At 57.9% G+C, this 20,483-nt stretch carries 13 protein-coding genes; 3 read left to right on the plus strand and 10 right to left on the minus strand.

Annotation, left to right across the window (positions count from 1 at the left end):
* Positions 1 to 84 precede the first annotated feature (84 nt).
* Genes P4G45_RS14415 through P4G45_RS14430 form a run of 4 tightly spaced genes read right to left on the minus strand, consistent with a single transcriptional unit; the run spans position 85 to position 2,501 of the window.
* Positions 85 to 873, minus strand: a complete 789-nt coding sequence (locus P4G45_RS14415) for a LytTR family DNA-binding domain-containing protein (protein WP_348267176.1) — start codon at positions 871 to 873, stop codon at positions 85 to 87.
* Positions 874 to 931: 58 nt separating this feature from the next.
* Positions 932 to 1,471 (minus strand): zinc ribbon domain-containing protein, encoded by a 540-nt coding sequence (locus P4G45_RS14420; RefSeq protein WP_348267177.1) that lies wholly within the window; start codon positions 1,469 to 1,471, stop codon positions 932 to 934.
* A 2-nt stretch (positions 1,472 to 1,473) separates the two neighbouring features.
* A complete protein-coding gene (locus P4G45_RS14425; RefSeq protein ID WP_348267178.1) occupies positions 1,474 to 1,869 on the minus strand; it encodes a hypothetical protein in 396 nt (131 codons plus the stop codon).
* On the minus strand, positions 1,866 to 2,501 hold the full coding sequence (locus P4G45_RS14430; RefSeq protein ID WP_348267179.1) for an RNA polymerase sigma factor: 636 nt from the start codon (positions 2,499 to 2,501) through the stop codon (positions 1,866 to 1,868). Before P4G45_RS14430 ends, P4G45_RS14425 begins: the two co-directional genes overlap by 4 nt.
* A gap of 774 nt (positions 2,502 to 3,275) precedes the next feature.
* Here P4G45_RS14430 and rlmB point away from each other — a divergent pair.
* Positions 3,276 to 4,061, plus strand: coding sequence for a 23S rRNA (guanosine(2251)-2'-O)-methyltransferase RlmB (gene rlmB, locus P4G45_RS14435; protein WP_348267180.1), 786 nt, complete (start codon positions 3,276 to 3,278; stop codon positions 4,059 to 4,061).
* 11 nt (positions 4,062 to 4,072) lie between these two features.
* Complete coding sequence (locus tag P4G45_RS14440) at positions 4,073 to 5,959, plus strand: M1 family aminopeptidase (RefSeq protein ID WP_348267181.1); 1,887 nt, start codon at positions 4,073 to 4,075, stop codon at positions 5,957 to 5,959.
* 2 nt (positions 5,960 to 5,961) lie between these two features.
* Here the strand turns inward: P4G45_RS14440 and P4G45_RS14445 are convergent, their stop codons facing one another.
* The 4 genes from P4G45_RS14445 to P4G45_RS14460 form a co-directional block, all read right to left on the minus strand.
* Complete coding sequence (locus P4G45_RS14445; RefSeq protein ID WP_348267182.1) at positions 5,962 to 7,650, minus strand: AsmA family protein; 1,689 nt, start codon at positions 7,648 to 7,650, stop codon at positions 5,962 to 5,964.
* 45 nt (positions 7,651 to 7,695) lie between these two features.
* Positions 7,696 to 8,505, minus strand: a complete 810-nt coding sequence (lepB, locus tag P4G45_RS14450; protein WP_373694123.1) for a signal peptidase I — start codon at positions 8,503 to 8,505, stop codon at positions 7,696 to 7,698.
* 30 nt (positions 8,506 to 8,535) lie between these two features.
* Positions 8,536 to 11,487, minus strand: coding sequence for an FAD-binding and (Fe-S)-binding domain-containing protein (locus tag P4G45_RS14455; protein WP_348267183.1), 2,952 nt, complete (start codon positions 11,485 to 11,487; stop codon positions 8,536 to 8,538).
* 79 nt (positions 11,488 to 11,566) lie between these two features.
* Entirely contained in the window at positions 11,567 to 12,994 is a 1,428-nt protein-coding gene (locus tag P4G45_RS14460) for a glycoside hydrolase family 125 protein (protein WP_373694205.1), read from the minus strand.
* Between the two features lie 217 nt (positions 12,995 to 13,211).
* On the opposite strand from P4G45_RS14460, the gene P4G45_RS14465 reads away from it, so the two are divergent.
* Positions 13,212 to 14,336, plus strand: a complete 1,125-nt coding sequence (locus tag P4G45_RS14465) for a cellulase family glycosylhydrolase (protein ID WP_348267185.1) — start codon at positions 13,212 to 13,214, stop codon at positions 14,334 to 14,336.
* Positions 14,337 to 14,434: 98 nt separating this feature from the next.
* Here the strand turns inward: P4G45_RS14465 and P4G45_RS14470 are convergent, their stop codons facing one another.
* Both P4G45_RS14470 and P4G45_RS14475 read right to left on the minus strand, forming a co-directional pair.
* Positions 14,435 to 16,492 carry an alpha-L-arabinofuranosidase C-terminal domain-containing protein gene (locus P4G45_RS14470; RefSeq protein ID WP_348267186.1) on the minus strand — a complete coding sequence of 686 codons (2,058 nt, stop codon included), beginning with the start codon at positions 16,490 to 16,492 and terminating at the stop codon, positions 14,435 to 14,437.
* A gap of 130 nt (positions 16,493 to 16,622) precedes the next feature.
* Positions 16,623 to 20,408 carry a TonB-dependent receptor gene (locus P4G45_RS14475; protein WP_348267187.1) on the minus strand — a complete coding sequence of 1,262 codons (3,786 nt, stop codon included), beginning with the start codon at positions 20,406 to 20,408 and terminating at the stop codon, positions 16,623 to 16,625.
* Positions 20,409 to 20,483: the final 75 nt, after the last annotated feature.

A 20,483-nucleotide genomic window follows, 5' to 3' on the forward strand; every position in this document is an offset into this window, starting at 1 on the left:
ATTGCAGGGTGGCGGCTACCTCCGCCACTCTGTATTGCAATAAGCCTTTAAAATCGGTGTTGAACCTTCGCGCCCGCACCCACCCTACAAATTGAACAACTCCCGCAGCCGTTTCGTCTGTGCCCGGCTCACCGGAATCTCCGTCTTCTTCGGATCATCCATACGAAGCTGATAGCTCGATTTAAACCACGGCACCACCTCGCGGATGTGCTGAATGTTCACCACAAACGAGCGGTGCGCCCGCCAGAACGTCTCCGGATCGAGTTGGTCCATCAACTCCTCCAGCGTCCGGCAGTTCGAGTGGCCTTCCACCGTAGGGGTCACCACCGTAATCGTTCCCTCTTCGATCGAGGCAAAACAAATCTCCTTCTGGTTCACCAGCAGCAGCCTGCTCTGCGCCCGCACAATCACCTTGCCCGATTGTGCCTTCCCCCCCTGCGCCTGCTCTTCCATCAGCCGCAGCAGCGCATCCAGCTTGGCATCGCTGGCCGACTCCGCAGGAGCCGCCAGCCGCGCCGCCGCCTTCTCAATCGTTTGCATCACCCGCTTCTGATCGAAAGGCTTCAGCAGATAGTCCACCGCATTCACCTCAAACGCCCGTACCGCATATTGATTGAACGCCGTGGCGAACACCACCTGGGGCAGCGGCACCTTGCGGTCCAGCAGCTTCTTCAGCACGCCAAATCCGTCCAGCCCCGGCATCTGCACGTCGAGAAACACAACATCAGGCTTATGCGTCCGGATCAGGTCCACCGCCTCGATCCCATTCGTCCCCTGTGCAAGGACCTCGACTCCGCCGCCCCGCTCCAGCAGATACTGAAGCTCCTGTCGCGCCAGCGGTTCGTCATCGATGATGAGCGCGGTCAATGGCATACACAAACAATACTAGGAATTCTCTAACTACGGATCAGTTTGAAAGAGCAGATCTTCCCTAGTCGCTATACACTCGAAGCCGCGCCGGCGCCTGGTCCTCGGCAAGATCATGCCCGCACTGCGTGCAGTAAACATCCGTGATCTGCACGCTACGAAAGCACCGTCCGCAAACCGGAGCCACCTGAAACTGGCACTGCGGACAATAGTGGATACCCGACGTAATCTCTGTACTGCAATGAGGGCAACGCGAAAGAATCGGCTGCCGCAGCAGGAAGTAAACCACCGCCCCAATCCCGCCCGGCATTACGATCACAACCAGCATCCACAACCCGGCCGACATATTGCGGCGCTTCACATCGCGGCTGACATACCCAATCAGCAACACATAGGTAGCAAGCGCCGTCCCCCACGAGTAGCCCATCAAAATCCGCATGGGAAGCATCTCGTGACGATGATGGGGCATGACTCCTTGGAACAGGTACTGAATCGCGATGAACACAACAATCGCCAGGATCACCGACCACGCGGGAATCAAATTGAGTTGATCTTCGTCCGTCGTCGCCTCCTGCGTTCTCTCCGGTTTCTGACTCCAGGGCATGGTCATTGTGCGGCCTCTCCGCCAGAACGGCTACGCATCCGTCGAAACAAGACCGTCAACAGCAATGCCATCGAAACGGGAAAGAACCAAAGAAAGAGTACAAGGAACTGATCACTCGAATCCGGAACGCCAATGGGAATCAGTTCGTATCCATCCAGCACGGTCCATACTGCCGAACAAATCATCAGCAGGAAGGCAGAACAGATCGTCAGCGGAATCCAAAGGCTGCGCACACGGCTGCGATACGCCTGCATCTTTTGTGCCCGCTCCCGCACCACGCGATGCGTCCGGTTCACCATAGCCGCCCCGGCGGTCACGTTCATATTCGGCAAGGCTGCGCGGCCATCTGCGCGGCTGCTCTTCATCAGTAGAAGGTGCTCATCGGGAATGCTCTTCATAGCGCCGCCTCCCCTAGAGGACGCAATGCGCGTAGCCGCTCCATCTCCGGCTTCAGCGCCGCCAGCCCGCGATAAAGTCGCGACTTCACCGTCGACAGGGGCGCACGGGTCACACTGGCGATCTCTTCGAGAGAGAGTTCCTCGTAAAACCGCAGCGCCAAAACCTCGCGATAATTCGCATCGAGCTTCATCAGCACCTCACCCACTTCGGCGCAGTTCTCCCGCTCCTGAAACTGGTCGAGCGGAGAAGGACCCGCCATAGCGATCTCAAACGGCCGGTCGTCGTCTCTTCCCTCGCTCATCTCATCGAGGCTTGCCATCGTGCGCTTGCGAGAGAGATCGATCACCAGGTTACGCGCAATGGTAAACAGCCACGTATCGAATCGCGCCTTCCCGTTATACTGCGCTCCCCGCAAAAGGACGCGCATCCAGGTCTCCTGAAACAGGTCCTCAGCAACTTCACGCTTACCCGTAAGAAACAGCAGATAGCGCATCAGTCGATGCTGATAGATCTCGATCAGTTGATCGAGCAGCTCCGGGTCCTGCTTCTTCAGCCCCTGCGCAATAGCAATATTCTCGCTATGGGCTTGAGCGGTCGCAGCAGCCGACAACGAAATGGAACCAAGTTGCACAGTATCTCTGACGCGACGGTCAGCGAAAAAGACTCTATTTTGGCTCAACTTATCCATAAAAAGCGAAGATCCCATTAGGCATAGCGCACTACCATGAACGCTCTTATCAAGCTTTCATTCTAATGGCACCAGGCGCTGGTTGTGCTTAGTTCCGCTTCAAACTACGAAAGTACCGGCTGTACTCAGGGCTGCGTCTTCAAAGGCTAAAGAGAGAGCCCCGATTGTGCTTAAGGGCACAGCTATCAAGAGATAGGAAAGCATCGGTTGTGTTTAAGGGCACGGCTTCAGCCGTGCCATAAACAACTGCCGCGAAGCGGCCTCCTCTCTGCCGAAGGCTGGAGTGCAGCCCAAAGGGCGAAACGACTGATCTATTGCCGTTGCTTCTTGCCTGCACCACCCAAACCTCAAATTCTCAGCAAAACCGCCTGTCAAGCCCTAAAGCTTCCTAAAGCAACATCGAAACCCTGAGTAAATCAAATAAAACAAACCACTTCCGCCACAAACAAATAAATCCAGAAAACCTGCAAAACAGTTCGACCCAGATCATTAAAATAAAAAATAGAAGAAATGAACCAGGACACTTACAAAAACTCTATTGCTCTCTCTCGAAGAGAATTGGCTCATAAACCATTTGCCAAGAAGAGTTTACCCGTAACTTCAATCAATTCAAGACTTTAGAATATATCTCTTTTAGATAGAAGACTTTGCGACCAAAGTACCCCCGGGGGGAGGAGGTCCAAAGGGAGGAACCAAGCCGAGCGGGTAAACTTAGATATGGAAGTTCTGTACGGCCTTCACCCAGTCGAAGAAGCCATCCGCTCCGGTTCGCGCCAGCTCGACCACGTCAGCGTAGCCCGCGAGCGCCGCGACGACCGTCTCGAGCGGCTCATCCAGCTTTGCCGCAGCGCAGGCATCCGCGTCTCGCTCGAACCCCGCGACCAGCTCACCCGGATCGCTCGCACCGACGCCCATCAAGGCGTCCTGGCAGTAGTTAAAGAGCGCCAATTTCTCGGCGTCGAAGACCTCCTGAAGCCCAAAGCGGAAGGCCAGCACCGTTTCTTCCTCGCCCTCGACGGCATTGAGGACCCTCACAATCTCGGGGCGCTTCTTCGCACCGCCGAAGGTGCCGGAGTTGATGGCGTCATCCTGCCCGAGCGCCGCTCCGCTCCAGTCACCGCCACCGTCGCCAAGACCTCCGCCGGTGCCTCCGAGCACGTACGCATCGCCCGGGTCACCAACCTCGTCCGAGCCCTGGAGCAGATGAAGCAAAAGCACGTCTGGGTCCTCGGCCTCGACGAGCGAGGAACGCCCGACTATACCGACTTCGACTTCAAGACCGATTGCGTCCTCGTCCTCGGCCGCGAAGGCGCCGGTCTGCACGACCTGGTCAAAAAGACCTGCGACCATCTCCTGCGCATCCCGATGGCCGGTCAGGTCTCGTCCCTGAACGTCTCCGTAGCGGGGGCGGTCGTGATGTACGAAGCCATGCGCCAAAGGCGACCGCCAGCAGAAAAGCCTGCAAAGAAGCCAGAGGAAGCCCGCAAGGGATTAGGATCCTGAATTTGAATTTGATGTCCGTTCTTACGCAAAACCGCCTTTGCCTGCTCGCACTCACTCTCTCTCTGGCTCCGCTGTCTTCCGTCGCTCAGGTCAAGCCATCTGCAACCGCGCCCCACGAGAAGGTTCTCTTTAGCAGCGACAAGCCTCCCGCTCAGCCCGCAACAAAGGCCGCCAAATCCATCGACACCGTCAGCGACACCGAACGCAGTTCGCTCACCTTCACCGCCTACGATCTCGACGTCCATCTGATTCCCGCCAAATCGCAGATGTCGGTGCGAGCGAAGCTAACCGTGCGAAACTCGGGAACCGAACCGCTGACCGATCTCGCCTTCCAGTTGTCCTCCACGCTGAACTGGGACAGCTTCGCCATGCGCAGCGGCGACCGCATCCTGCCGCTCCGCTTCGCGCAGCACCTCATCGACACCGACACGGATCACACAGGTCAGGCAAAAGAAGCCATCGTAACTCTGCCAGAGCCGCTGGCTCCCAACGCGACGATAGAACTGACGACGTTCTACTCCGGCGAGATCGAGCAGTCAGCAAAGCGGCTCGAGCGGATCGGAGCGCCAGCCGCTCAGGCCACCGCAGCCGATTGGGACAAGATCGCCCCTGACAGCACCGCACTTCGCGGCTTCGGAGACGTTCTGTGGTATCCCGTCGCGTCCGCTCCCGCTCTGCTCGGCGACGGTGCCAAGCTCTTCCAACTCGTAGGCAAAACCAGACTGGATCAATCGAACGCAACCATCCACCTGCGCCTCGCAGTCGAGTACATCGGCAACCCGCCCGATGCAGCCTTCTTCTGCGGCCAGCGCAAGCCGCTGGTTGCCATCAATGAGAACATCGATGCCGCCTCGGCGGCCAATCAGCCCGGTCTGGCAACGGCAGACTTCCCCAACCGTCCGCTGGGCTTCCGCTCAGCCAGCCTCTTCGTCACCAGCGGAGCCGCCAGCACAACCGACGGCAACCTGATCGCCGCCGTAACTGACCATTACGACACACTGCCCAGCTACGCCGCGGCCGCGGTCAAGGTACAGCCGCTCCTGAAGGAGTGGCTCGGCCCCACACCTCTGACCACGCTCAACATCATCGACCACAACGGCCAGCCCTTTGAAGACGACTCGCTTCTCGTCGCTCCGATGCGCGCCATCGATCCCGACGCCCTTGCCTCACCGCTGCTCCACTCGCTGACACACGCATGGTTCCGATCCTCCCACGTATGGCTCGACGAAGGCGTACCCCAGTTCATGTCGCTGTTATGGGTCGAGCATAGCCAAGGCCGCGATGCTGCGCTCCAGCAACTCCAACAACAAGTCAACACGCTGGCCCTGGCCGAGCCAGTATTATCCGAGAACGCCGACCTGACGCTCGAAGGACAGAGCCTGATCCGCGCAAGCGATGAGATCTACTACCGAACCAAGGCGGCAGCAGTATTGCTGATGTTGCGATCAATCGTTGGCAACGATGTGCTCAAACAGGCATTGCAGAACTATCGTCAGAGCGGCCAGGATGAAGACCCAAAGCAGTTTCAACGAGTCCTGGAGCAGGCGTCTCACAAAGATCTCAACTGGTTCTTCAACGACTGGGTTTATCACGACCACGGTCTACCTGATCTAACCATCACCAATGTGACGCCGCGTCAGCTACCGGCGCAAGGGCTGAAGGCGGCGAGCTGGCTGGTTGCCATCGAAGTACGCAACAATGGCGACGCAGCCGCCGAGGTTCCAGTCACGGTCCGTTCCGGCACGCTGACCACAACCGAACGGCTCCGCATCATGGGAAGGTCGAGCGCATCGACCCGCATCGTATTCGAAAGCACCCCCGAGGAAGTGATCGTCAACGATGGCAGCGTTCCAGAGATTGGCTCGAGCACCCATACCAAGCAGATTGTGATGCATTGATCTTAAGGCCGTCTCGTCCGCCGCGAACGACGGACAGCGGGATGAGCCGACGTCGCTGCCCACACCTGCACTCCGCCCCATGAGCGAGTGGCGGTCAGATCCACAGGAACGGCAACGTTTGTGTGGTCGACCGGCAACACTTTTGCCAGCCCGTCTCCAAACTCGGGTAAGGCCGTTCCAAGCGCGAGCAGGCGCGCAGATGACGCCATACCGGAGAGATGGAGTGTATATCCAGTTGCGTCGAAGCGACCTTCCAGCACTGCCGGTTCTTTGCCGCCAAGAGCCAAGTCCGTCGGCGCCAGAACAAAGGTGCTTCCGGCTGTTGGCGGTGCGGGGTTCCTGGTGCGCGAATGCGCTTTTATTGCTGGCTGGGTCAAGGAATGAAAGGCGACATCGCCGGTAACCAGCGATGCAGATCCTGCTCGCGCTCCCATCAACTTGGCAGAGGTGATAAACATCGCTCCATCCCACGCAGGAACGGACGCACCGGGATGATAAGAAATATTGCCGGTCAGCGTTCCGCCCATGGATACATCCGCAGGAACCCGCTCGTTGACCACATGCAGCCAATCCAGAAGCGTATCGGCCGGGATGCCGGGAATGGCTACATCGACGGTCGCAGAAGTGGGCTTGCGAACGTCGGGAAGAGATCCTGAGAGCATCAGCACCTGGGTTCCGGAGGAGCCGGAAGGCGGCCAACTGCAACGAACCTGGTCGAACGAGTGGAATAAATTCGTAGCGGTGCCTAGGCACTCCACTTCAATATTCAAGGGACGCTTCGGAATAAAGTCGGCGCGGCGGGCGTCATTGGCAATGAACTTCGTCTCTACCGAACTTTGACCTACGGTTCCCTGAACGTGTGCCGACAGCGTCATGTCTCCGCGCCAACCGGCGTCACGACCAAACAGCAGACGAGTAGCGCCGCCGAGGGGAGCGTCGCGCCATTGCCCCTGAAGGTCGATCGGGACCTGGCGGAGGGATGCGGCACGCCCGAGCGTTCCTTCGACCTGAATGGTGCCGGAACCAGAGAGGCTGGTATCGGTGCGGACAGGATTGGCCTTGAGTCGAAGATGCCATTGCTCCGGCTTCGGCAGCCAGAGTGCGAATTCAGCGTCGGTAAAGGAAAGGGGCATCTTTTCCTGATCCAGCTTGATATTCAACCGCGCGCCGGTCGCTTCGATGTAGGGAAAACGGGGTGCCGGTCCCGCTTTTTTCTGTGCGGTCGGAGCCGCTTCGATGTGGGAAGCTTGCAGCAGAATGCTTTCAAGGTTCCACTTGCCATTGGCAAGATGCACCAGATTGACACTGGGGTCGGTGAAGCTGATCGTCGAGAATTCGACCCGCTTGGTCCACAGCGAGCGGATACGAAGCGTCGCCCGCACGGAGTTGGCGCGAATGATCGGTTCGGAGCCAAAGGCCGGGTCTTCCTCGACGACCAGATTGTCCAAGGTGAACCCGGGCAGCGGCAGCAGATTCAGGGTGACGCGATCCAAATGGACGGGACGACCAAGACTCTGGCTGATGCTGGTGGCAATACGGCGCTGAAAGCGATTGACGCTGATCAGCGGCGGGACAATCGCCAGCAGGAGCAGCGCCACAAGAGCCAGCCCAAGAAAGAGAAAGCGGCGTGGGTGGCCGTGGCGGGGCGACTCTGTGTCGCTTTGCGCGTGAGTTGGATCCGTTTCCTGCATGAACAATGGTTCCGCGTCGCAACACCCCGGACGCGGCTTCAGCCTTTATCGAATGATGTGAAATGTACGACGCCAGCGGGTCTCGTCAAAGAAGTGTATGAGAATGTGAGCCATGAAACTGAGACGATCGCCCATGCTGGTTTTTTCGATCTGGTCAGCCGGGGTTTCGAACGACCAGTAGACGAAAAGCGGCCTGCCTACAATATTTTGCCGGGGAACGAATCCCCAATAGCGGCCATCGAGGCTTTCGGTGCGGTTGTCGCCCATGGCGAATACCATGCCGGGCGGCACTACGAGATCGCCATTCTGAATGTGGTTAGGCAGATCGAGCGCCCAGCTTGCCGTCACCTCGCCTGACTCCATGGGACCTGGCGGAACATCCGGGAAGTCGTCACGGTAAGGATTGTAGGCATGTTGCGGATCGCCGTCGGCGGACGGTTTGCCTGCCTGGGGTTCGTTTTGTTCTACGCCATTAAGATAGACAATTCCGTTACGAAGGTGGATGCGGTCGCCGGGGATGCCGATGGCGCGCTTCACCAGGAAGAGGTCCGGGGTTTCAGGATTAGGTTTATAGAAGACAATGACGTCGCCGCGGTGGACGTCGCGATAATGCACAAAGGGAGCCCATTTGGTGGGCGGAGCGAAGGAGGTCCGGTCGACGAGGACGTGGTCTCCGATCAGCAGCGTCTGCGTCATCGAAGCCGAGGGGATCTCGTAGTTCTGGAAGACGAACGTCATGACGAAGAGTCCGATCGCCAGAACGGTGCAGATAGAGGCTAATGATTCCAAAGGAGTTTCGGTTTGATCGACCTGTTTGGCCGTAACTTCTTCCGGTTCGGATGCCATTGTGCTCATTTTCCGTGCTCGTCTCCAGAGGTACAAGTGTCAGTGTATCGCCGATTCGTGATCGGGATGCGGTGGAATCTGCTTACGGTGATCCTGCCGGGCCAGGACTTCGGCGAAATGCTGGGGGCGTGCGGCGGTGTTCTGGGTGATCTGCTCCTGGCAACTGAAGCCGTCACTGACGATGATGGCGTCTTTATTGTTGCGGACAGAGGGCAGGAGAACTCGTTCGCCGAGAGTTTGGGAGATTTTATATTTGTCCTCTTCAAAGCCGAAGGGACCGGCCATGCCGCAGCAGCCGGAGTCGAGGAGCTGTACGTCGGCTCCGGTGGCGCGGAGGATCTGCATCTCGTCCTTCATGCTCATCGTGGCGTGGTGATGGCAGTGGCCGTGGACGATGATCTTTTTGTCGATCTGCGGGGGGCGGTAATTCGGAGCGTGCTTCACTAAAAATTCGCTGAGCAGCAGGGTCTGGTCGCGGAGCTTTGCGGCGCGGGGATCGTTGGGCAACAGGTTGGTCAGCTCGTCGCGGAAGACGGACGCACAGCTTGGCTCGAGGACGACGATGGGGGTTCCGGCGGCAAGTTGCGGAGCGAGAGCGTCGAGGATTTTGAGGAGATAGTTCTTGGCAGTGTCCAGCATGCCGAAGTCGTAGAGGGGGCGACCGCAGCAGAGGTGTTGGCTGGGTAGGCCTACGCGGAAGCCTGCGTCGGTCAGGACAGAGTAAGCCGCACGCATGGTGGAGGGGTGGAAATAATTGTTAAAGGTGTCCGCCCAGAGAAACACGTCTTTACCGGTGACAGGTTGCGATTTGCGGCGCTCGCGCGTGAAGGGTCTGGCGAAGCGCGGCATGGTGCGTTTGGGGTGAATATGCAAGACGGACTTCATCAGGCTGCCGATGACGGGCGCGTTGTTGATGGCGTTGACCAGACCCGGTGCGATGGAGGCGAGGCGCGCCCAACGATCGATGCGTCCGAAGGCGTAGTGAAAGAGGGGGCGGGATGCGTGCTCGTAATGATGGGCGAGGAACTCGGCTTTGTAGGTGGCCATGTCCACGCTGGTGGGGCACTCGCTCTTGCAGGCCTTGCAGGAGAGGCAGAGGTCGAGCGATTCCCTGACCTGCTCGTTCTTCCACTGGTCGGGGAGAACTTCGCCTTGCATCAACTCCCACAGAAGATGCGCGCGGCCCCGGGTGGAGTAGAGTTCTTCGCCGGTGGCCATAAAGCTGGGGCACATGGTTCCGGCATCCTGTTTGCGGCAGGCGCCTACGCCTACGCAGCGGAGAGTTGCAGCGGCGAACGAGCCGTCGTTCTCGGCGTAGGCGAAGTGGGTTTTGGGCTGCCAAGGCTTGTAGTCGGCTCCGAGGCGAAGGTCTTCGTGGGGCTGGTGCGGGTCGATGAGGTTGCTGGGGTTGAGCCGGTGGTCGGGGTCCCAGAGCTGTTTGAACTCGCGGAAGGCCTGCATGAGTTCGGGGCCATACATTTTGGGGAGGAGCGCGGCGCGGGCCTGGCCGTCACCGTGTTCGCCGGAGAGTGAGCCGCCGTGGGCCACCACAATATCTGCTGCGCGGTCGATGAACTGGCGGAAGGCCAGCACGCCTGATTCGGATTCGAAGTCGAAATTGAAACGCATGTGCACACAGCCCTGGCCAAAGTGGCCGTACATGGGGCTGGTGTAGTTGAACTCCCGCATGAGGGCATCGATTGCGCGGAGATAGGAGCCCTCCTGTGTGGGATCGACGGCAGCGTCTTCCCAGCCCTCCCAGTGCATGGACTGGCCTGGGACAAAGGCGGTGGCTCCGAGGCCGGACTCGCGAATGAGCCAGACACGGTGAGCTTCGTCGCTGTTATAGATGCGGCAGGTTGGTTTTGCGGGGAGATCTTTCAGAGCGGCGGCGAGTGAGTGTGCCTGCTGGTCGGCGTCGGCCTGACTGTCCGCGCCAAACTCGATGAGCAGGAAGCCGCGGCCTTCGGGAAGGAGTGACAGGTCTTCTTCCAGCTTGTGCTTTTTGCGAAGGGAGTCGAGGAGATGGCCGTCCATACCTTCGAGGCCGATGGGTTTATGGGTGAGGAGTTGGGGGACATGGTCTGCCGCGATGAAGATGTCTTCGAAGCCGATGCCAACGAGTGTACGGCACTGCGGACTCTTCATGAGGCGCAGCGTTGCTCCAAGGACGATGGCGCAGGTGCCTTCGCTGCCTACCAGCGCACGGGCTACGTTGAAGCCATTTTCGGGAAGGAGTTCGTCCAGGTTGAAGCCGGAGACGCGGCGCGGGATGCGGGGAAACTCTGCACGGACGAGGTTCGCGTAGGAGTCACGGAGCCGTTTGAGCTCGGCGTAGATGCCGCCGATACGGCCTCCGGCGGCAATGTGATTTTCAAGCTCGGCTGCGGTGGTGGGGCCTACGGTGAGACGGGTTCCGTCGTAGAGAAGGAGGTCGAGCGATTCGATGTTGTCGACGGTCTTACCGCCCATCAGGGCGTGGACGCCGCAGGAGTTGTTGCCGATCATGCCGCCGAGAGTGCATCGGCTATGCGTGGCGGGGTCGGGGGCGAAGGTGAGTTCGTGCTTCTCTGCCGCTTCGCGGACGCGGTCGAGCACGATGCCGGGTTGGACATGGACGGTGCGGCCGACGGGATCGACTTCCCCCATTTTGTTCATGTACTTCGAGAAATCGAGGATGACGGCGGCGTTGCAACATTGACCGGCGAGCGAGGTGCCCGCTCCGCGAGAGAGGATAGGAGCGTTGAAGCTGCGGCAGATGGCTACGGTGTTGATGACGTCGAGTTCGTCGTGAGGAATGACGAGGCCGATGGGGATGTGGCGGTAGTTGGAAGAGTCGGTGGAGTAGCTGGCTTTGGAGGCTGCGTCGAAGCGGACTTCGCCTCGGATCTTTGCACGGAGCTGCTTTTCAAGCTCGGAGGCGGAGGCGAATTGTTCGTGCCAGCGAGCGTGAGAGCTGGGAAGAAGGACAAAGGGCGACGCGGTAGACATGAAGGTACTGCACTCCGAACAGTACCCTCATTTTATGGCTTGCGAGCATCGTTATGATTTTGCGGGAAGCGAAGACGGGCTATGCCTTGAGGCTAAAGTCCTCACGGAGCAGTGGTGAGTTGCTGGTGGCGAGCTTCAGGATGAGTTCCCCGAAGAGCGTGTTGGCCCAGGCAAACCAGGAGCGCGTGAAGTCCTTCGGATTGTCCTGCTGAAACGATTCGTGCATGAAGTAGGTGCCGCCGGTGGTGTTTCGCAGAGCATAGAGGCACTGCCGGATCTCTGCGTCATTGTTCGAGGTGAAGGCACGGGTCATAATGGACATCGGCCAGATGTAGCCGAGGCCGATGTGGGGGCCGCCTACGCCTTCTGCCGCCTTGCCCTGGAAGAAATAAGGGTTGTCTTTGCTGAGGACGAAGCCGCGAGTGCGCTGGTAGAGCGGATCGGAGATAGAACAGGCGCCGAGGAAGGGCAGACTCAGGAGGCCGGGTGCATTGGCGTCGTCCATGCAGACGTGGTTGCCGTAGCCATCGATCTCGTAGGCGTAGATTTTGCCGTGGGTTGGATGGTCGACGATGCCGTGGCGGGCGACCGCGTCTGCTACTTCGGTGGCGAGCGCCTTGCAGTCGGAGGCGAGTGTGGGATCGGAGGACGCTGTGGCGAGCTCTGCCAACTTATGCAGCGAGGCCACAGCGAAAAGATTTGCCGGAATAAAGAAGGGATAGATGCAGGCGTCGTCCGAAGGACGGAACATGGAGCAGATGAGGCCGTTGGGACGGACCGGGTTCCCGTATCCGGAGAGCATGAGGGTGTCGGTGGGCGATTCGGCTGCCCGCTGGAAGTGATAGGGTCCTTGATTTGTTTTGCGCTGCTGTTCGCGGAAAGTACGAACGATGGTGCGAGCGGATTGTTTCCAGGTTTCATCAAAGGGCGCGGAATTTCCGGTTGCACGCCAGTAGGAGTGCGCGAGCTGGATGGGATAGCAGAGGGAGTCGATCTCCCATTTGCGCTCGCCGACGCCGGGGTGCATGTCCGTCTTGTCCTGTAGGGACCACGAGAGCGGCGGGCTGGAGGTTGTGCGCACAAATGCGTTGGCATAGGGATCGATGAGGATCAGATGCGCCTGTCGGCGGATAACGCCTTCGAGCAGGCGGGACAGGGCTGGATCTTCTTTTGCGAAGGGAAGGTAGGGCATCACCTGTGCGGAGGAATCGCGCAGCCACATGGCATCGATGTCGCCGGTGACGACGAAGGTGTCGGGCTTGCCGTGGATGGTGGAGGGGAATACGGTCGTGTCGAGGGTGTTGGGAAAGCAGTTTTCAAAGATAGCGGCTAGTTGAGGGTCCGCAATTTGTTTTTTTGTGCGGACGATCGCTGCCTCGATAGCTTGACTGACAAAATGCCGCTTCGAGGGGGCAGGCCGATGATTGTTAAAAGAGGCGGCAGGTGCGGCGAAGAGCGGCGAGGAGGTGGCCGCAGCAGCGACTAACATGCCTGAACCATGAAGCATCTGGCGACGGGTAAAGAGGCTGGGCTGCTTTTCGGTTACGGCTGTATCGCCTGGTGCGAAGGGGGGAGTTTTCATTGTTTCCGATTCATCCTCTGCCGATTGATCGGCTAGCGTGAGTATAGCCAAACTGTGGCATGTAAGCGCTTGCAAGCAATTGCTATATGATGAGGGCCAGGATTCAAAGCCCCTTACTCCTGCTCCTAAAAGGTTCTCGCGCATGAAGCTCAAACTCGTCCTCGTTCTCGGTCTTGCCATTCTGGAGACAGCCTCCGTGTTAGGTCAGGGACGTCCAAGATGGACGGAAAAGCAGGCGAATGACTGGTACGCCAAGCAGCCATGGCTTGTGGGCGCAAACTTCATTCCATCCGATGCCATCAACGAGCTTGAGATGTTTCAGGCGGCCACCTTCAATCCCGGATTGAACGACAAGGAGCTTGGTCTCGGCGAGTCGATTGGGATGAACACGATGCGAGTGTTTTTGCAGGACCAGCTCTGGCAGCAAGATCCCGAGGGCTTCAAAAAACGGCTCGATACATTTTTGAGCATCGCGGCGAAACACCATATCCGGCCGCTGCTGGTGTTGTTCGATTCGTGCTGGGAGACTGACCCGCATCTGGGACCCCAGCATCCGCCGATTCCGGGGGTTCACAACTCGGGGTGGGTGCAGAGTCCGGGCAAGCGGGAGTTGCTCGACCGCTCCTATGAGCCGAAGTTGAAGGCATACGTCGAAGGCGTGGTTGGAGCGTTCGCAAATGACGATCGCATCCTCGGTTGGGATGTGTGGAATGAGCCTGACAATGGCGGCGGGGACAAGGAAGCGGACGTTCCGGCGAAGGTGAAACGCGTGGACGAACTGCTTCCGAAAGCTTTTGCGTGGGCGCGAGCGGCGCATCCGTCACAGCCGCTTACCAGCGGCGTCTGGGTTGGCAACTGGTCTGATCCTGCGAAGGAGAGTGCGACTACCAAGATTCAGCTTGCCGAGTCCGATGTGATCTCGTTTCACAACTACGGCTGGCCGGAGGAGTTCGAGGCACGGATCAAGGAGCTGGAGCCGCAGCACAGGCCGATTCTCTGCACCGAGTACATGGCGCGCGGCGCGGGAAGCACGTTTGACGGTTCCCTGCCCATCGCGAAGAAGTACAACGTCGCGGCGATCAACTGGGGACTGGTGGCAGGCAAGACGCAGACCTATCTGCCTTGGGACTCGTGGAAGCGCCCTTATGTGCTGATAGAGCCAACTGTCTGGTTCCATGAAGTGTTCCGTCAGGACGACACACCTTACCGACAGCATGAGGTCGATCTGATCCGCCAGCTTACGGGCCGTGGCACGCCTGCCAACTAGTTTGATGGCGGTATTGAAGCCCCTCTGGAACAGACATGCTCTTACGGCACGATTGAAGACGTGCCGTAAGAGTTGTTCTCCTTCTGATCACCGTCGAGCTATTGCATGGGTATCTCGATGACGGTCACACTCGCGTTGGGGAACTTGTGCGAGAAAGATCCGTGGACCGCTTCGGTTTGAGTGACAGGTTTGACCTTGTTTGGATCCTTCGCGTCATTCTCGGCAAGGATGCTATCTGCCGCGAGCGTTGTGACCTTTGCCGATCTTCCCTTGACGCCAAGACTCGTCAGGTCGAAGCTGGCTGTCAGCGATTGCGTCAGGTGGCGATTCACGCAGAGAAGGATCAGAGACTTGCCTCCCGTAGACTCGGCCGCCACTACATCGAGATAAGGAACGTTCGCGATCTCGGGCAAGCGCTTGACGCCTTGCGTTACTGAATAGGCCGGCGAATTCGATTGCACCTTGAGGAGAGTGTGCGGCTCAGCGTTCGCGTACTCTCGGAGAACCCAGTACGCGGGTGCCCCATAGACCTGCCCGTGCTTGCTCCAGATGCCACCGAACTCCATGATGCCGGTCATGTCAGAGATGGGAACGATATCCGAGTTGCGGATGATCATATTCAGGAAGCCGCCCGCGAAGAGCGCTCCGCCCATATTGGTGAAGTTCAGCCCTGTATGCGTTTCGGAGATCATCAGCCATTCGGTAAAGGCCGTCTTCACACGGTCGCGATGCGGACTCTGCTGGATCTGCTCGTGGATGGCGTGCATCTGCTTTTCAAGACCGATCGGCAGAGCGAGGCTCGCCATGGTGCGGAACTGAGAGGTTGAAGCGGGCATCTGCACACTATCGTTGACCACAAAATGAGTGGAAAGATAATCGAATGTTCCTGGAGGATTGCTCAACTGCGCGGCATTCCAGTCGCGGAAGTGGTCTTCATCAGCGCCGGTGGCGATCAAACGCGCTGTTGGATCGACCTTACGCACCGCTTCGCTTACGTTGCGAGTCTTCTCGGCCACGCGCTCCAGACTCGGATAGCCCACCTGGAAGTCTCCCCAAAGCTCATTGCCCAACTCCCACAGCAGTCCACCTTTGTGATTGTCCCAATGCTGATCGACATACTGCACCCATGCCGCGGCCTTCTGCGGAGTATCCGTGCCGAGGTTGAGCGCGATTTGCGGTTGTGCATGAATGAGTTTGCAGAATTCAAGGAACTCGTCGGTGCCGAAGGTGTTGTACTCGGGGATGCCCCATGAGACGTTAAGCTTGCTGACCCGCTTGTCTCGTGGGCCGATGCCATCTTTCCAGTCGTAAGCGGAGGTGAAGTTGCCGCCGAAGCGGATGAGAGGCGAATGCAGATCGCGGGCCATCGCGATGACGTCGGGGTCCATGCCGTCGACATTATCGGCAGGCATGAGGGAGGCCTGATCCACTTCGACGCGCGCATCATTGTTGAGCGCGATGACAAAATCTACCGGATCGAGTGGAGCTACTTGTCCCGCCTTGAGCGTAAGTTGGAAGGTGTACTTCGTCCATGAAGCCGCCGCCGCATTGAGGCTCTGTGTGGCGAGGATGCTGTCCTTCTGGCCATGGGCGCGGAGAGAGACTGTGACAGTGGCCGGTCCCTCCATATGCTTCAGCCAAACGCTTCCGGTGTAGCTAAGTTCGCGGTGCACGGGTAGGTACACCATCTGGCGGATACCTACTTCTTTGCCCGGCAGCGACATGATGAGGAGCGAGCGAGTGGAGTTAGCCGCGTCTCCCCATACAGGGAGATAGCGCGTGCCCTGCGCCTGGTCGAGCGGTTCCCATGGCAGGGGGATACCGAGTTGTGACGCTCGCCGCAGCTCTGGACGCTCACGCAGCATGTTGGCGATGTTCCCTGCGCTCCACAAGCCATCTTCAAAGCTGGGATTTTCGAGCGCATCGGCCCAGAGGCCGCCGTAGGTCGACTTACCGATAGGCTCAAGAAAACTGCCGAAGACTGAGGCGGGAATTACTTCAGGCGTTGCAGGACGGGTGATGTTCACCTCGATGGGCGCATCGGAAATAGTAGCATTTGTAATCTGCGCGGACAGTGTGCCGGGGGTCATGACTGTGAGACCGGTGAAAAAGGCAACTTGTGCGAAAGTTCTTAGAGAAGGAAGGGTACGACTCACAGGTAAGGCCTCCTTGTAGAAAAGCCGGATCGTTAGAAAGAAATGGCGGATAAGAAAAAGATGAGGGCGGGAAGCTGATAGCTTCCGCGCCCCCAAAGGATAGCTCGGCGATAGTCGGCCGCGCAGATGGTTAGAACTGAACGCGCCCCGTAATCTGAATGTTTCTGGGGCCGTTGATGTTGCTTGTTGGAACGCCGAAGAACTGATCGTAGGGTTGAGTGTCCGGCGTAGCGAAGATATGACGGTTGAACCCATTCAACAGTTCGACTTTGAGGGTGAACAAGACATTCTCTGTGACAGGCGTCTTTTTCAGGATGCTGAAGTCCTCGTTGTAGTACTTGAAGTTGCGGATTTCTCCGGTAACGCGGGGCACGTTTCCGAAGAGGAAGCCACCGTTGTCGCAAGTAGGACATGTAACCACATTTCCTACCTGCCGCGCCCGGCGCACACGGTAGTCAGCCGTGTTCTGGTCGATAAATGCAGGAGCGTTCTGTAGAGCAGCATACCCCGGATTGTCCGATTGTCCGTTCTGAGGATTGGTCGGAATCATCAGACCGTTGAAGATTGAGTCAACATTCGGATCCGGACCGGCCAGACTGTTGTTGTTTTTCAGCTCGCGGAATGGATCCAGCTTCCCACTGCGGCGAGCGTTGCTCGATAGTTGCGAACCTGGGTTCCGGGTAAAGCTGATGCAGTTGTCCCAGCCGGGAATGCCGCTGGCGCAGCCGAAGGTAAACGGCTCGCCGGACTGGTAGCGCTGGACCCCGCCGACCTCAAAGCCGCTGATGAGCGCGCTGGCAAACCGGTTATGGAAGTTGAGGAACTTCTTGTTCTTTCCGAACGGAAGCTCATAGAGATAGCTGATGACGAAGGTGTGCGGGATGTCCTGGTTCGAAATTGATTTTTGACTCTTCGAATTGAACGGGTCCTGCTCTTGCTGAACTCCGTTGGTTACATTAATGAGCGAATCCGCATTGGTAATCGTCTTCGACCATGTATAGGAAGCCTGCATATTCAATCCCTGGGAGAAGCGGCGTTCCAGACTGGCGATGAGCGCTTCGTAGGAAGAGTGGCCGACGTTCTGCAGGCAGCAATCTGTCGCAATGTAGCCATACTGCGGGAAGGGGCGGATAGCCCGTTGCACCTGGCCGTTGAAGGCCGTGTAAGGCTTTGCCACTCCATTGGCCACCAGGTCATAGCTGGTGAGAGCATCGCCACGCGCGAAGTTGGACTTCGCCATGTTGTTGATGTTCTCTTCCTGCGACTTGAGATGCGCGCCCGAGTTGCCGATATAGCCAACGGTCATGATCAGGTCCTTCGCCAACTGCTGCTGGACCTGCATGTTCCACTGATTCAACATTCCTGGACGACCATACGACGATTTGATGAAGTTGCCGAACGAATTTGGCGAGTCTGCGTTGCCGTTATCCAACTGGCCGGGATCGAGGTTGATGCCGGCTTGATAGGCAGGCAAGCCGCCGTCGATGCTGAAGGCCGGATCGAAGCCGTTGGAACCGAAGTTCGGATTGGCGGTATAACCGGTGCGGGTATCACCCCCGAAGTCGCTGTACTGCAGAGGAGCATAGAGCACCGCGAAGCCACCGCGGAAGACGGTTTTGCCATCGCTATTGCCCGGCGTATATGCAAAGCCAATGCGAGGAGCGAGGTCCTTGAACCAGGTATCTGCCCAACGCTTATTGCAGTTGTTGCAATTTGACGCGAAGACAAGTGCTCCAGGGGTCCCGGTCTTGGGGTCGATGGCTGTCGTGCTGAAGTTAGAGGTGTCATTCCGCTTCTCACGACGCGGACGGTCCACGCTGTAGCGAAGACCGATATTGAGCACAAGGTTATTGGTCGCCTTCAAGTCGTCCTGAATGAAACCGGCGTAGTAGTCCTGCAGCCACTGCGCCTGATGGAAGGGCACGGAAACACCGCCGAAGTCAGCCGTACCAAGCAGAAGGCTGGCGAAACCGTTCCCGGTACCCTGCGAGAAAGCACCTGTCTGGGTGGCCTTTGTTTCGCCACCCTGAAAGCTGAAATTACCGTTCAGCCCATCATTCGCAATTGCCGAATACTGCTGATAGCGGTAATCCAGGCCAAACTTGAAGCTGTTACGACCTTTTTGCCAGCTTATGGAATCGTTTAGGCGAATTCCGTTATCCACGTTATCGTCGTTCTGGTTGCGGCTGAGATCACTGTAGCCGCCGATAGAAAAGTGAGGCAGGCCAGTAGTGATGTTGCCTATGCCCAGTTGCTTGGCATAGTTAGTACCGCTGGCAGCCTCGAAAGAACCGTTGATTGAATTGGTCCGATTGGTCCCGATATTAAGGTGATTTAGGATGTTCGGCGTGATGACGTAATCCCATCCGCCGCGCCCGTAATGGGTGATGAAGTCCTGCGTCTGGGTGATGTAGTCCTGGGGACCGAGGAATGCACGATTCGTCGGGCTGTTGCGGGTATTTTCACGGGCGCTGTAGGAGCCGTAGATCTTATTTTTGTCGTTGATCGACTCATCAATACGAACTGTGTACGTTGTGTTGGTGAGCGGCGAAGACGAGGTAAGGGTGTAGTTGTTATTCAGCGCATTGCTAGTTGGAGCGGGATAAAGATTGGCGATGTTTTGCCCAACCTGGCTGAAGCGGGCCGATGGGATCACGTTGAAGTTTGCCGGGAAGGGGGACGTTGCCGTCGCCGGTGCCGTTCCGAAAGGCAGTCGGCAACGGACCCCATTCACGGTCCTTGTTGTCGAAGGATCGAAGATTTCACCGAAGAAGATGGGGCTTCCGTCGCAGGGGTTTATCTGGCCGGTGGGGCCGTTGATCAGCCGGTCCTGGAAGTTACCGGCTCGCTCTGCCGTCGTAGGAACGGTGCTGGTTTGCGGTCCACCGAGTGTCTGGCGGTACTGCTCCCAGGCGAAGAAGAAGAAGGTCTTGTCCTTGCCGTTGTACAGGTGTGGAATAACGACCGGACCGCCTAGACTGCCGCCATAATCGTTCTTCTTGTCGTTACCACGATTGAAGTTCTTTTCCTGCGGATCGCCAATCGACTGGTAATAGGCTTTTTTGCCGTTGTTGAACCAGTCATTCGCATCCAGAGCTTCGTTCTTGAAGATGTCAAAGACCGTGCCGTGGTAGGAGTTGGTACCGCTCTTCGTGACAAAGTTCTCGATACCACCTGTGGTCCGGCCAAACTCGGCTGCAGGGGTAGAGGTCGTGACTTTGAACTCCGAGATAGCCTCGACCGAAGGTGCCGCCTCGTCGAACGAGGAGCCGTTCTCCGTTCGCACGATTGAAGCACCGTCCAGAAGAATTTCGTTTCCGAAGTTCTGGCCGCCGCCTAGTTTATTGAGAAAGATACCGTTGCTGTTGTTTGCGGAACCTGGTCCCGTTGTGCCGGGAACGAGAAATACGAATGCTTCTGGCGAGCGCAGCGCGCCGACACCGCCGAGAGCGAGGGGAAGGTCGACGATCTGTCGAGTTGTAACCGTTCCGCCGACCTCGGAAGATTGCGTTTCAATGGTGGGGGCGTTGGATTCAACCGTCACGGTCTCGTTCGTGCCGCCGACGCTCAGTGTGATGTTGAAGGCAGTTACCGTTCCGACCCGAATCTCGACCCCGGTATTGACGGTCGACTTGAAACCGGGTGCCGTGGTCGAGACCGTGTACCGACCTAACTGAATGGAGGGAAAGCGGTAGCTTCCGGCACTGGTCGATATGGCACTGTAAGTGGAACCCGTCGCCTCATTCTTGGCGGTTATGGTCGCATTGGCGATCTGGGCGCCAGTGCTGTCGAGTACGTTTCCCGAGAGCTGCCCTTCGTTTGTTTGGGCGGCTGCAAAACCGACGAAAAGAAAGATTACTGCCAAAGCGGTCGCACCGCTGACGATATACCGCTTAAATTGATGAATTAGGCTCACATGCCCTCCAAAAAAGTTCTGCTTTTAACTCACTGCTGTAGCGCATTTGTAAGCGCATCAGGGATGTCGCGCTCT

Source organism: Edaphobacter paludis, assembly GCF_039993895.1.
Taxonomy (GTDB): Bacteria; Acidobacteriota; Terriglobia; order Terriglobales; family Acidobacteriaceae; genus Edaphobacter; species Edaphobacter paludis.

Excerpts from the sequence above, each read along its gene's own strand:
- P4G45_RS14460 (WP_373694205.1), bottom strand. The coding sequence starts at position 12,994 with ATGCTTCATGGTTCAGGCATGTTAGTCGCTGCTGCGGCCACCTCCTCG.
- P4G45_RS14440 (WP_348267181.1), top strand. The coding sequence starts at position 4,073 with ATGTCCGTTCTTACGCAAAACCGCCTTTGCCTGCTCGCACTCACTCTC.
- P4G45_RS14465 (WP_348267185.1), top strand. The coding sequence starts at position 13,212 with ATGAAGCTCAAACTCGTCCTCGTTCTCGGTCTTGCCATTCTGGAGACA.
- lepB (WP_373694123.1), bottom strand. The coding sequence starts at position 8,505 with ATGAGCACAATGGCATCCGAACCGGAAGAAGTTACGGCCAAACAGGTC.
- rlmB (WP_348267180.1), top strand. The coding sequence starts at position 3,276 with ATGGAAGTTCTGTACGGCCTTCACCCAGTCGAAGAAGCCATCCGCTCC.
- P4G45_RS14420 (WP_348267177.1), bottom strand. The coding sequence starts at position 1,471 with ATGCCCTGGAGTCAGAAACCGGAGAGAACGCAGGAGGCGACGACGGAC.
- P4G45_RS14445 (WP_348267182.1), bottom strand. The coding sequence starts at position 7,650 with ATGCAGGAAACGGATCCAACTCACGCGCAAAGCGACACAGAGTCGCCC.
- P4G45_RS14415 (WP_348267176.1), bottom strand. The coding sequence starts at position 873 with ATGCCATTGACCGCGCTCATCATCGATGACGAACCGCTGGCGCGACAG.
- P4G45_RS14455 (WP_348267183.1), bottom strand. The coding sequence starts at position 11,487 with ATGTCTACCGCGTCGCCCTTTGTCCTTCTTCCCAGCTCTCACGCTCGC.
- P4G45_RS14425 (WP_348267178.1), bottom strand. The coding sequence starts at position 1,869 with ATGAAGAGCATTCCCGATGAGCACCTTCTACTGATGAAGAGCAGCCGC.